This window comes from Leptospira broomii serovar Hurstbridge str. 5399 (assembly GCF_000243715.2).
GTDB lineage: Bacteria > Spirochaetota > Leptospiria > Leptospirales > Leptospiraceae > Leptospira_B > Leptospira_B broomii.
Genome location: NZ_AHMO02000008.1, coordinates 2,180,919 through 2,193,822, shown reverse-complemented (window position 1 = coordinate 2,193,822; position 12,904 = coordinate 2,180,919). Strand labels below are relative to the sequence as shown.

Below are 12,904 nucleotides of genomic sequence, written 5' to 3'. Positions count from 1 at the left end.
AATATTTCCAAATGCCCCACCTCCACTTTTCATAGGTCTTTTTTATAGAGCATGAACACTTACCAATTGATACCGCTGCCTTAGTATTCAATTCTAATAAGAGGAGCGGAGCCAGAGGGAATCCTTCAACGCAAACGACCTCAACATTAATTCCTGAAATTTTACCAACTTATACCATCGCGGTTAAAAGGGTCAATAAATATTAATACGAACTATTGTTCATGTATGATCGATCGTGGCTATTTGTTCGGAAATTGCTTATGCTTTTGAGATGGATTATGATCCAATTTTAAAAAGTATTATTCAAAAGATCCGAAACCTCAGAGAAGCCCGGGATATGAGCCAGGAAAGTGTAGCTGGCTTAGAAATTAGTCTACGTATTTATCAGAAGATTGAAGCGGGCAAGGGTATGCCTAGCTTAAAAACACTGCTAATTATTGCAGATTCATTAGGTATTCATCCTAAGGAACTTTTGGATATTCCTTTACTGAAAGATAGACCTCTTAAGAAAGAATTTCCCAAAAGAAAAAGACAGCGATCTATCTCTAAAGAACTTGCCGTCCCTATAAAGAAAAAGAGTAAAATGAGGTAATAATACTATTTATTGGATATATAACAAAGAAAGGAAGGACAATCAAAGATTTACGGAGCGAGAAGAGACTCACTCATGAGGATCTAGATTTTGGAGATGATGGAATTCCGTATAGAACAATTCAGAATATAGAAAATGGCAGGTCTAATCCAAGCTTGAGAACGATTTATCGACTAACCCGGATTCTTCAGGTAAAGGCAAAAGATATCTTTGATATTTAATTAATTCCAACAATAGTTCCTAAGCAGAATTATTGTTAGTGTCGACCAAATTACGGACATCAAAGAACAAATAGTCTTTGAGGTTATATCCTGTCATAAAAGCATCTAAATTTTCTAATAGTTTTCCCTGATTAATGTTCGTTAAATTTGGAACAGGAATTTTAGCGGTTAAGTCTCCTTCATTAGATTCTATAACAATAAAATCTTCCGGATCAGTAAAGCTAATCAAACTTCCTTTACTGCATTTTAAAATCTTATAAATCATATCCCGAATATTCTTTCCATATAAATCATCATGCCTATGAATGACTTTATTCCGAATATTTAGCAGGTTTAACAAACTTCGATTATTCCAACTTTTCTTCAAATATCCATTGGCCTGACAGTATTCAAATGCTATCTGATGCCAAACACAATCAGAACCGCTTAAATCCAGAGTCGGGTCCGGAGCCCCTGGCAAAGCGTCGTTATAAAACATTTCCCAAATAGCAGCCATTTTACTCCATTTAGCCTGCCGCAGGAGTTGATCGGAGAAATGAGAATTTCCATTTATTCCGATCTTATCCCAATTATAATTCGGAGACGTTTTAATTCTCGGGCCTTTTGCCTCAACAAAACAAATCTTACAACCTGAGTAAATTCTAAATACGATTATAAAATCAGCTCCGAACCGACTTTCTTCACTTTTATTAAATTTACGATTTATAAATCGATATGACCATTTTTTAAAAGTGTCTCTATTTAATTTACAAAAAACAGAAGTGTAATCATCTTCCGATGAAATCGTTCTCTTTGAATATTCATCTCTGCACTCAATATCATTTTCGTAAAATATATTGCTGATTACATTGATTATCTTTTCCATGAAGGAGCTTTTTCCTAAATTTACTTATTTTCTTTATGCATGATCTATTTAATCTGCAATTTTGAAAAACCCCAAGTAATCCAAAGAATAGCAAATGGACACTTTTCTTCTTCAAGGATCTTTTGCCACGGAGAGCTTTTACAATTTTCATTGACCTTATAATTTACTAATTTATCTTTTATCAATTCACAGCAGAATTCATATTGCAAACAAGATCGATCATTATTAGTAAATAGTCTATAGAATTGATCAATTATCGGAAAGTAAATAGCAGCTTTAGTCAACTCCTCATCCTCCCGTTGACCCTTTACTAATTCGCCAATGTTCGCAAAATTCATAACTAACGGAGTTCCGATTTCGGTAAGGGTATTCAAGAATTCTAATCTTCCTACTTCCGGGTCCTGAGTAAAATAAGCATTATAAGTCCACCCAGAGAATAATTTAGCTTTTAAAGCATCAATTTTTCCATTTATCCATCGAGCTGAATTTCCCAGCTCTCCGCCAGGCAATAAATCATTAATCTCGCCCTTTGCCCTTTCCACTTCTCGGGAAAATAATGACCGAATATTAAGATATACATTTTCAAAGGGATCATGAACTTTTACGAAATTCAGGAGCCACTCCCTAAAAGAAATCAAGTCCTTCGGGTCATAATTAAGCTTTTTCATTTCCATTAGTGAATCATAGAAAAATCTTCCCGGATTATAAGACAAAAGCGAAATTTCAGCAAGTTGCAAAAGAATTTCCTTCTTAGCAAATCCAGGAATAATATATTGCGCCACACGCAAACAAGCATTATAAGGAAAAGTTGAAAAATCAAAGTCACCATATATTTTCTGCTGAAGAATTGCACTAATACTTTCCATAATGGCCTTAGACCCAAATTTGTATCGAACTCCCTTCATTTGCTGAAATTTCAAATCTAAGATTATAATAACACCAAATTCTTCGTATTTCTTTCCTTTAAATATGTGAGAAGTCTTTTCGATTTGAATTTCTCTGATAGTCAACTTTTCCATATCGTCGATTTCCAAAACATCTCCAATATAAATCTCAAATAACGAATTATTAATCTTATAATTAATTAAAGAATTCAAATCTATTGGAATCTCAACTGCAGATTCGCTGCTTAAAATAGTTTCAGCTATTCCTTTTATAATATTTATGGTATTGGATAAATTTATCAGCCCTATAGTGCTCCCAATGTCCTGTAAAAAATGAATATACTCGTGAAACAATACCTTTTCGTCATTATGCGGAGTTTTACAATTTTGCAAAGGTTCAAGTATTTCACTTAGCATTGCCAATGAATTGATCCTCATATGAAAATATGAAGGAATATAGTATCCATATTCTGCATTATTATCTGGCATATAGCTCATATACTTAAGGTCTCCACATATTAATAATTTATAAACAGAAACAACATTTCTTTTTCTTTGTGTCTACGTTTTACTTCCTATAAAACATCCAAACAGTAAAAGCAATTCAATCTGTTTTAAAATCCTCTATAGTAGACTATTTGCGTCACTCCTACTTTGTTTGGATCAAAATGAAAGAAAGCCCGGGAAGCTTGACTTGCCACCGGAGTAACTCAAGAAGATAAGGGCAAGGACGACTTTTCCATTCACCTCAGAACAATTGAAAATGTTCGGACTAATCCAGATGCGAATATGCTTTTTTCAATTTCCAAAAGTTTAAAGGTAAAGCTGAAGACCTAATTGATTTTTAGGGACTTTCGTTAGTTGAAAGACTTAATGACAATAATTTAACATTTTCAGAACCCACACATTCAACGATTTTCTCTCTCGGCAAACTCAATATGTCCTCTGCCTTTTTACAGCCTGCAGAAAATAACGCCAAATATTGACCTCGCGTTAATGAAATCTTTAATTGCAATAGGAATAATGCCTCGCGTGGTAACCCAAACTCAAGTTGATCCAACAAGATATCTAATTCACTTAGAAAAACTTGATTATCAAGAAGAAGACAAGATAGAATTTTATGGGCCGAGCTTAAATGGAATCTGGTACCATCTGCAATACTAGCAATGTTACCGTAATTTATCGCGCCTTGAAATGGATTAACGGTATAATATTTTTCAATTGCTTCAACCCGTTCGCCATTTATCCAATCAAACAAAATGCTAGCTCGTTTACAGCGGGCCCAAAATTGAAACTGATCATCACAGTAACGCTGTAAACTCTGAGTTACATTTAGGCCGTATCTATTTGATGCATCGGAAACTCGCGAAGACTCTGTTTGGCCTCGCCTCATTAGTGGTGTATAAATTGAGTCCATTTCGTTCAATACCTGAAGAATGCCCAATAAATGAATGGGAGAAACTCTACTAATATCAATCCCTTTCAAAATTTCAACCAATCGCATACTTGAATCAAAGGACAATGAAGAAGAGCCGCACGCTCTACCTAGTAATGTCAAACGAATAAAATCGCCATCAAGTTCAGCTAATTCTATATGAAGTAGGCGCTCTACGAATGTATTTACTTCAGATTCAATATTTACGAACCATTTAGGATTTTCAAGGGAAGCAGAATATCCTCCGAAAGTGTTAATCAGTAAACCTGGAATTTCTTTTTGTGATATTTCCTTAACTTGACTAAGCAACCGAATAATCCATGTAGAAAGGTCTCGTTCCTGAAAAGAAGATCGAACCTCTTCAGGAGTTCCCAAAACATATTTTTGAAAGAGCTGTGCTCTCTCTAAAGAAGTCTCTGCCAAAATAATACATTTACCGGTTTCATTAAAGCCAACTCTTCCAGCACGGCCAGCCATGTTTTTATATTCTGCTACGGTAAACTCTCGTCCATCTTCTCCCAAAAATTTATTCTCCGCTAGGATTACTGTCGAAGCAGGAGTATTGATCCCCGCCGCAAGGGTAGTTGTAGCCGCAATTATATGAATTTCTTCATTCAAATTTCGAAATCCTTTTTCGACAGCTTCCCTTTCAGATCTAAGTAAGTTTGTATTGTGAAAAGCAACTCCTCCTCTTAAGCACGAGTGTAAATCCTGTGATGCGTTCGTTAAATCTTGTGTCGGTAATGAATCGAGAACTTGAGTTGCAGGTTTTAAACCAAGTTCGCTCGCTAAGTATTTGGCGCAACCTTGAGCAGTACCGCGTTGATTACGAAAAATTAACAGCTTTTCCCCATCAGATATTAACTTTTTAGATAATGGAACAATTACGTCTTGAGAACTTGGCCTATCACGACGTTGAACTATACTTCGAAAAGGAAGCAATTCTTCATTCTTAATTGTGCCATCTACGTCGATGAATTGAAATACTCCGCTTCGATCTAACACCCCTTCTATTAATGGCACTGGTCTCTTTTTTGAAATTAAAACAGGAAGGTTAAGCCAGCGGTCAAAATTATTTATATTTCCCATGACTGCAGATAGAACTAATATTTGCGGTTCAACGCCATTGATACGAGCGCGTAGCAAAAATGAAAATATCAATTCAACAATAATTCCTCGATTCGGATCCGTGATAAACTGCCCTTCATCCAAAACGATAAGGCCTAGTTGATTGAGAATACTTGGAGATCCCAAAATTAAATTTAGAAATGTCTCATACGTAAAAAAACCAAGATCATAACGTCCCTTAAGCACGGGAGCAACTCCGTCTGTTGAGTCTCCGCTACATCTAACAATTCGAAGTCCTGACGGTGCATAGTTAAAAGTAAAATCTTCATATTTCTCGTTCACCAAAGCACGGTATGGAAGGAGAAATGCCACCTTCTTTCCAAGCGTAACCGAAGGGATTGCTGCCAATTCTCCGATCAAGGTCTTCCCTGAACTGGTCGGCGCAACAACAAGTAACGATTTACCGTCGAGAACTCCGAATTCGTTTATAGATTGAATTTGTAAAGAGTTAAGTCCATGGGGAAATCGAATTTTCCACTGGTCAATAATAGAAGAAGGAAATCCATATTGCTGAAGCTCTTCTAATGTACCAGAAACTTTCTTTGTAGATTTAAATGGGAAAGCGGCTAAATAATTATCACCTCGTTTGAGAACAGGAAATGTAAGTCCACCAGCTACAGTTCCCAAAAACACAGGAGTTTGTTTGACATTGATTCTCTCGGCTTCGTGCCGAGTTAGTCGAATAATCTCCCCGACAACATCCGGAAAATTCACGATTTGTTTGTCGCTACTAGTTAGTGCAGTAATAATTGCATAGGTTAATAATCCGTGTCCAGTTCCAGGTTGTTCCCAGGCAGATTCATTCACAGCACAAGCCGACAAAAGTATTCGCCCTTCTCCATATATTTCATTTAGAACAAACCCATTTCGAGGCAAACCAGCAGTTTCAAGAACCCTCGCTGGGGCTTGTCCGCTAAAACAACAATCGAGAATAAAAAGTACAGTCTTTGCTTTGGTATTTCTAAACGCATCGGCTAAAGAATTCATTGAGATAGCCGTTCCTGTGAGATCCCTTATTTCAGTATCGAACAAGATAATATTTCCATCAGGGGACCCATGACCAGCAAATGAAATGATACTTACGTCATCCTCATTCGCTTCCGCTAATGTCCCAAATATAGCTTTGCGCACTTCAGAATTAGTTGCTTCTTGATCCACAAGCAAGTTCGAAGTTAAGCCTTCAAACGAATCAGCAAACAAAGCCCAGAGAGCTAAAGCATCTCTTTTTGCGCCATTAAGTTCAGAAATACCTTGATCACTATATTTATTAATCCCAATAAAAACTGCACGCAATGCCATTCTTGCTCCAAGCTCCCGTTGTTTTAGAATTTTTATGTTCGTAAACACGAAAGGCTATCAACCTTTTCCAATTCTTTCCAGATCAGATAGTTCATTTTTTACTTTCTTTTTATATGTGTCTAACGTTTTGCTTCCTTAAAAACCCAAAAAGTAATCCACATGCAAGTAGCCTTAAAATACCAAGAAATCGCAACTACCAAACAATCCTTCACTCCTACCCAACCTTGGATGGAAATAGGAATATTTAATACTCGGAATCCGAACCGAGGACCACCTTTCCTCCAATCCAGAACCGCTCCCCCTCGCTCTAAAATTAGAAAAACTTCAAGTATAGAATTCTTCCCAACAAGCCTACCAAAACACCACAACCCAGCACTCAACACAGACTACTTCACTGAGATAACCAAGAAGATACTCAATGACTTCTATCCGAAACACTGTCCAACACCTGAGTGTAATGAGAGAATCTTAGATAAAGAAATCAGCACAAGACCAGATCTAATTAGATGTCCTCAATGTAGATATTTAATATCAAGACTAAGTTACACTCCTCTACATCACTTTAAACTACCAATATGGATGTTTGGCTACATCCTTTATGAATCACTGCTTCAATATCCAAAGGTAGTAACTGCAACAGAACTAAGTAAGAAATTAAGAATAGGATATAATGCCGCTAGTCTGCTCAAGAGAAGATTCCAACTCTTCTGTTCCGATCAATTACCAAAGTATAAGAAGCTCACCTACGAAGCCTTAAATGATCAGTTCAAAGACTTCCTATTACCTCCAAATGAGAATAGAGACATCACTAAGATCATGGCAAAGAGGCCCTACGTATGCGTAGACACTGCTGTATTATACTCTGCGGGTGAAAGAGCAAGCCAAGGTAGGAAAAGATACAGCCACAGAGGACAAACTTCTTCTATCTATCTTTCAGAAAAGCTTGGTGGGAAACAAATCGGAACTCTGGTTCAGACTATAGCAATCAAACAAGGACCGGTATTCTTCTCTTCTGTCCCTAATCAAAAAGCTGAGACTCTTGGACCTTTAATCAAAGAATATTTGCCTATTACCACTCCACTTTTTACAGATCAAGGCTATCCTTGGCTTTGGGGAATTTACAGGAATCATAGAAGTGTAAATCACTCTGCAAGATCAAAAGATAATAGGTTCAGATTTGCTCGTAATCGTTGGAGTAAGAATGGAGTCCACAATCAAGTAGCAGAAGGAAATCATAGAGTTCTTAAGACGGCCTTTGCATCTTATGGATACATTACTCCAAAGTATTCACAGTTGTATCTGAATGAGTTTTCATTCATTAAAAATGCTAATGTATTCGGACTGGATGTATTAGTTGAGTCGGTTAGTGGTGATGATTCTTGTTTGAGTAGGGATGCTTTTCTCTCTGGTACGAGAGCGACGGAACAAGGAGCGGTTCGGAAGGAGAGGAAAGGATAACTATTCTGAAAGAATTTTTAATTTTTTGCTAAAGATATAGTCCTGTAGATAAACCATATCGTCAGGGTTGGAGTCAAAAAAATTCACACCAAGTTGATATCTATGTTCCGAGATTTCCAAAAATCGTACGACTTCTCCCCGAAGGACTAGATCCCTTTCGGCGATAGGAACGAACATTTTAATAATATTATGTTTTTTTAAGTAATTAAAAGTCCGAAGTTCTTCAATTTCGAAAAGAAGGCCATTCATACTTATGTCGAGGATCTTCGTGGCTGCCCTAGCCGTCTTGTAATTTTCCTGACGAATGTAAACCTTCGTCAACGCATAGGTCAAAATCTCGCCAAGTTCCTGAATGTACAAAGCCTGTTGAAGTACGATGGAGAACTTATCCATAGCGGTGGAAAAGACTCGGATATGACCGATGACATCATTAAAGAGTCTCACAGGCGTTACTACGTATGAAATCATAAAGTTACGAACTTCTTCCTTTTGCATGTCCCGAAAGAAAGCGTCCGCCTTTGCCTGCCCTTCGGATTGAATCATTTGAAGATATCCTGCTCGGAAATTTTCCAGGCCCTCTTCCTTCCCTTCTCCAATATAATTTATAATCAAGGAACAGTCCGGTATGTAAACTGTCGAATTGAATTCCTTAACGAACCTGCCCAAGAAACCTCCGTCGTTACCGGGACCGTAAAACTCGATCTCATAGTCGCGCGAAACTTCGAAGATATAATCGGTAGCCATCAGATTAATCAGCTTTAGACTGGGATGATCTTTTTTGATTTCTTTCATTAAATGAAAGAATCTTTGCTCCACGTAAAGATTCTTGCCGAGTTCCCGTTCGCCTCCCGTTAATGATCGGTAGAGGATTACGTAGTTCATAAATAAGTCGTCGACGGCGACCCGAAGATTCTGTCTGAAAGCCGCGGCCTGCAACTCGGAAGGAATTTTAATTCGAACGTGATCTTCCCAAAAATGTAGGATTACAACTTCGAATTGATAAAGAATATTCAAAATTTCGAAACTAATTTTAGCGCGCAAAATGCCTTTGGATTGTACGTAAGGAACGAGGAAAATTAAAGTGTCCTCTCCGATTTCTTCGACTACAGCGCTAAGTTTATCCCCTTCGTAGTCGAAAGGAAACTCGCGCTGATCGGCCTTCAAACTATAAAATAGATGCTTAACCAAATTGATGTCTGAACCGATGATCGTTTCTCCGAACATCGTTTCTAGGATTGTTATCAATTCTTGAAGACTATCCGATCTACCTACAGCCATAATGCGTCAAAATTAAAGAAGCTCTTCTAACATTTTCGACTTTTGAAGAAGTCGAATCCAGCCGATACCCTCAGTTTCTTTTCGCGAATCCCCTTTTTTAAGCAATCTGATGGGACATAGTGTGAAGAAGAAAGGAAGGAAATTATACGATGGGTTTTTCAAGGTCTTGCCGAAAAAAATAGCATGGAACAGAATAAGTCCGAACTCAACCCAGAACTCTTTGATATGATGCGCCAAGGCAAACTTTCCGCGATGAAAATTCTCGCATTGATTTCCCTAAAGGAATTGGTGGATAGATTCGCCTGTACCCCGTTCCTTGAACAAGATAAACTTGCAGAAATTAAAAATAGAATCGGTGTGGAACCGGATATTCTTACTTGGGGAGATTATTTCCAAACAGAAGTAGCGTCCCGGTTCTTTGATAAATCCGATGCCGATTTTTCCAAAATCGTTGATACGATTCGTTTTGATATGATCTCGGCACATTTAATTTTTTCCGGAAAGCCCGACTATTTTACCGATTCGGTCCGGGGCCAAGCTATCATGTCCCGTTCCATCGATTCTAGTTTCTGGACGCTTGAAGATGAGGAGAATGTTCATTTGGAAATTCTGTTGGATTATTTCGAGCAAATGGGACTAGGTAATAAACCTCTTGCAGTATCGGATAGAATTTGGTATGAAAGTTTCGAATTAAAGCAGGAAGCTGTTTAATGGCATTGGTAGAATCGGAAACGGTGGAATTATCCGCCGATTCTAGAATAGAAATTCTTTATCTCAATAATCCGGAAACGAAGAATTCGATGACCCGCGAAATGGGTCTTGAATTTAAAGCTCATATCGACAGATTGAAAAAAAGTCCGCCCCGGTCAGTAGTGATAACCGGGAAAAACGGAATTTTTTCGGCCGGTGGAAACTTCGAATTGCTAAAGTCGTTCGCGGAAAAGGATTTTGAAACGAATAAGAAAGAAATGTTCGAATTTTATAATCTTTTTCTATCCGTTCGCGATTTGGAAGTTCCGGTAATCTGTGCTGCTAATGGACATGCGGTGGGAGCAGGCCTTTCCATTACGTTTGCCTGTGATATCCGAATCTTTGCAACCGAAGGGAAATACCAATTTAATTTCGTGAAGTTGGGAATTCATCCGGGAATGGGTTCTAGTTATCTCGTAAGAGAATTATTCGGGACTTCCTTATCCAATCGACTTCTATTTCTAGCGGAAACTTTGAACGGCGAAGAATGTTTAAAATTGGGAATTTCGTACGATTCCGTTCCTAAGGACGAAGTGCTGAAACGCGCCACTGAGATCGCAATTTCATTAAGCGAAAGCGCCCCTCTAGCCTTATCCGAATTGAAGAAAAACACGTATAATCGGGAAGCCTTAAATGCAGCCTTGCGTTTGGAAGCGGAATCGCAGGCCAGTAATTTTCTCTCCAAGGATTTTAGAGAAACGATCAAATCTCTTGAAGAAAAAAGAAAACCGATTTTTAGAGGGTTCTAAATTTCCTTAGGCGATAAAAACGTCAGTTCCTTCGACGCGGCGACATTTCATAATAACCAAAAAATTAAATTCTCTTAATATTATTCGGAAATATCCAGTTTCCCATCTTTTACGGATTCTCGAATCGCTTTGAAAGTCTCCCTGTAGTCGCTCCAAGCATTCCAAACGACGAATCCGTCGCTCTTACTATCCACGCTAGCTTCGATCTGAGCTTTAACATAATCCTTTAACGTTTTTTTAGAATGAGCGATTTTCATCGTAAACCCTTGTATGTAACCGACGACCCTCGTTTCGGGCAAGGCTCGTTTTTTTGCATTCGTCAATCCGTCGTAAATGGTTTTATAAGGATTGGAAATTCGCTCAGGTTGTCCGTAAAAGTGAGAAGGATATAGCATAGGATACAATACGTCCACTAATTGGGAAAAGACTTCCACTTTCTGGCCGATTAAATCATCTTTATTGAATGGAATTCTGCCAAATATATCCGCGCCAAGATAAGGCAAATCGTCGCATTTGTTAGCCTCGCTGCGAATCTTTCCGATAATCGATCCGATATTTTGATATTTCTTTTTGATCGAAACCTTGATCTCCGGGTCGTCAGCATACCGGATATAATCCAATTGAATTTCCGGAAAGCCTGCCGCACAGGCTTTGCCGACATAAGATAAAATCGAATTTAATCTAGCTTGAGTCGGAAACTCAGTTTTTAATCCCCCGTCGAAGTTTACTAAGCGACCGATCGGGTAGAATCCAAGCTCTTTAATTCGTCGAATTTCTTCCGCAGGCGGAGTCGCGGATTGAAGGTCGATGACGAGGACATTCACGCCGGCTTCGGCGGCTTCCGATAAGACATTTTCCAATTTCTTTCGATTGGATTTATTCGATATGAGAGAATTATGAATATAAATCCCTCGATAAAACTTAGGTGGATGGATGCTGTTCTCACCGTTTCGTCTTAGGACTCTTGGCTTTCGCAGAACCTTAGGTTCCGAGGAAGTGAGACTAGCTTCAATCGTTGCATCCTTATCCATTATCTTCGAGGTGATCGGTTTTTCCTTTTCGATAGCCCGATTTTGAGATCGGATAGGTTCTGCGCTTTTTTCCCGAAGAACTCGGCCCGGTCCATTCTTGATCCTTGAATTTTCCGGAAACGGTAAAGTAAACTCAGCGCATAATGGACACGAGATTAAAATGAATAAAAGAAGAACAGAAAACGATTTGCGCAATGTGGAGCTCCAGTCTTATATTTAATATCGAACCGGATCAATTCAATCTTTCCCAGAACATTCCGATATCTAAAAAAAACCGGAGGAAACAAATGAATTTTGGATACGCATACGAAGATATTTTCCTCCAGCACGATACCGGAGAGTATCACCCCGAACGACCGGAAAGATTAGAAGCCATAATGAATCGATTGATTAAAACTTCTTACTTTAAAAACCTTACACATATTTCTCCCGAAAAACTACCGGAAGAACTGATTCTATCGGCTCATAATAGGACTTATCAAGAACGATTCGTAGCCATCGAAGGAAAGAGAGGGGGTTTTGATGGTGATACCCCCTTCTCTCCAAAAAGTTTTGAAGCCGCTCTCCTGGCTGCAGGTAGCGGAGTGTCACTGGCAAAACAAATTCTGTCGGAAGACTTGGATTCAGGAATCGCTTTAATTCGCCCGCCTGGCCATCATGCCGAAACAGGCCGAGCAATGGGTTTTTGCTTGCTCAATAATATTGCCATTACTGCACATTATCTTCTGAATCGGAATATTCGAAGAGTGTATATCTTGGATTGGGACGTGCATCACGGGAATGGAACCCAGGAAATTTTTTACGATTCCGATAAAGTCTTTTTTACCTCGCTCCACCAATACCCTTTCTATCCGGGTTCCGGATCCGCAAGAGAGATCGGTTCCGGGCAAGGGCTAGGTTTTACGCTTAATATTCCTCTACCCGGTAGCTCTTCGAATTCGGATTACCTACAGGCATTTCAGGAAAAGGTAATCCCCTCAATTCTTGAATTCGAGCCGGAATTCCTATTGATTTCGGCGGGCTTTGACGCTCATAAACAAGATCCTCTCGGAGGTATGTCACTTTCTACGAATGCATTTTCCGAATTTACTCGGTTGGCGAAGGAAGCTGCATCCCAATCCGGTTCAAAGATAATCTCTTTTCTAGAAGGCGGCTATGACCTCCAGGCGCTGGCAGAAAGCGTCGAAGCTCATATAGCCGTATTAGCAAGTTAA

At 38.7% G+C, this 12,904-nt stretch carries 11 protein-coding genes; 6 read left to right on the top strand and 5 right to left on the bottom strand.

Annotated elements, in window-relative coordinates:
- The first annotated feature begins 271 nt into the window (after window positions 1-271).
- Together LEP1GSC050_RS15740 and LEP1GSC050_RS20695 are read left to right on the top strand one after the other, a co-directional pair.
- Entirely contained in the window at window positions 272-592 is a 321-nt protein-coding gene (locus LEP1GSC050_RS15740; protein WP_010568703.1) for a helix-turn-helix domain-containing protein, read from the top strand.
- Window positions 592-813 carry a helix-turn-helix transcriptional regulator gene (locus LEP1GSC050_RS20695; RefSeq protein WP_332248741.1) on the top strand — a complete coding sequence of 74 codons (222 nt, stop codon included), beginning with the start codon at window positions 592-594 and terminating at the stop codon, window positions 811-813. Before LEP1GSC050_RS15740 ends, LEP1GSC050_RS20695 begins: the two co-directional genes overlap by 1 nt.
- A 19-nt stretch (window positions 814-832) precedes the next feature.
- Here the strand turns inward: LEP1GSC050_RS20695 and LEP1GSC050_RS15735 are convergent, their stop codons facing one another.
- From LEP1GSC050_RS15735 to LEP1GSC050_RS15725, 3 genes are all read right to left on the bottom strand, one after another.
- Entirely contained in the window at window positions 833-1,678 is an 846-nt protein-coding gene (locus LEP1GSC050_RS15735; RefSeq protein ID WP_010568702.1) for a hypothetical protein, read from the bottom strand.
- A gap of 44 nt (window positions 1,679-1,722) precedes the next feature.
- Window positions 1,723-3,060: a hypothetical protein gene (locus LEP1GSC050_RS15730; RefSeq protein ID WP_020987389.1), complete on the bottom strand. Its 1,338-nt coding sequence runs from the start codon at window positions 3,058-3,060 to the stop codon at window positions 1,723-1,725.
- Between the two features lie 346 nt (window positions 3,061-3,406).
- Complete coding sequence (locus LEP1GSC050_RS15725; RefSeq protein WP_020987519.1) at window positions 3,407-6,424, bottom strand: DEAD/DEAH box helicase; 3,018 nt, start codon at window positions 6,422-6,424, stop codon at window positions 3,407-3,409.
- A 159-nt stretch (window positions 6,425-6,583) separates the two neighbouring features.
- On the opposite strand from LEP1GSC050_RS15725, the gene LEP1GSC050_RS15720 reads away from it, so the two are divergent.
- Window positions 6,584-7,882 (top strand): transposase, encoded by a 1,299-nt coding sequence (locus LEP1GSC050_RS15720; RefSeq protein WP_020987380.1) that lies wholly within the window; start codon window positions 6,584-6,586, stop codon window positions 7,880-7,882.
- On the opposite strand, the gene LEP1GSC050_RS15715 is transcribed toward LEP1GSC050_RS15720, so the two are convergent.
- Entirely contained in the window at window positions 7,883-9,160 is a 1,278-nt protein-coding gene (locus tag LEP1GSC050_RS15715; protein ID WP_010568697.1) for a PilZ domain-containing protein, read from the bottom strand.
- Window positions 9,161-9,343: 183 nt separating this feature from the next.
- Between LEP1GSC050_RS15715 and LEP1GSC050_RS15710 the strand changes: the two genes are divergently transcribed.
- Window positions 9,344-9,871 (top strand): hypothetical protein, encoded by a 528-nt coding sequence (locus LEP1GSC050_RS15710; RefSeq protein WP_020987719.1) that lies wholly within the window; start codon window positions 9,344-9,346, stop codon window positions 9,869-9,871.
- On the top strand, window positions 9,871-10,659 hold the full coding sequence (locus LEP1GSC050_RS15705; RefSeq protein ID WP_010568694.1) for an enoyl-CoA hydratase/isomerase family protein: 789 nt from the start codon (window positions 9,871-9,873) through the stop codon (window positions 10,657-10,659). Before LEP1GSC050_RS15710 ends, LEP1GSC050_RS15705 begins: the two co-directional genes overlap by 1 nt.
- A gap of 80 nt (window positions 10,660-10,739) precedes the next feature.
- On the opposite strand, the gene LEP1GSC050_RS15700 is transcribed toward LEP1GSC050_RS15705, so the two are convergent.
- Complete coding sequence (locus tag LEP1GSC050_RS15700; protein WP_010568693.1) at window positions 10,740-11,885, bottom strand: putative glycoside hydrolase; 1,146 nt, start codon at window positions 11,883-11,885, stop codon at window positions 10,740-10,742.
- 92 nt (window positions 11,886-11,977) lie between these two features.
- Between LEP1GSC050_RS15700 and LEP1GSC050_RS15695 the strand changes: the two genes are divergently transcribed.
- On the top strand, window positions 11,978-12,904 hold the full coding sequence (locus LEP1GSC050_RS15695; RefSeq protein ID WP_040911777.1) for a histone deacetylase family protein: 927 nt from the start codon (window positions 11,978-11,980) through the stop codon (window positions 12,902-12,904).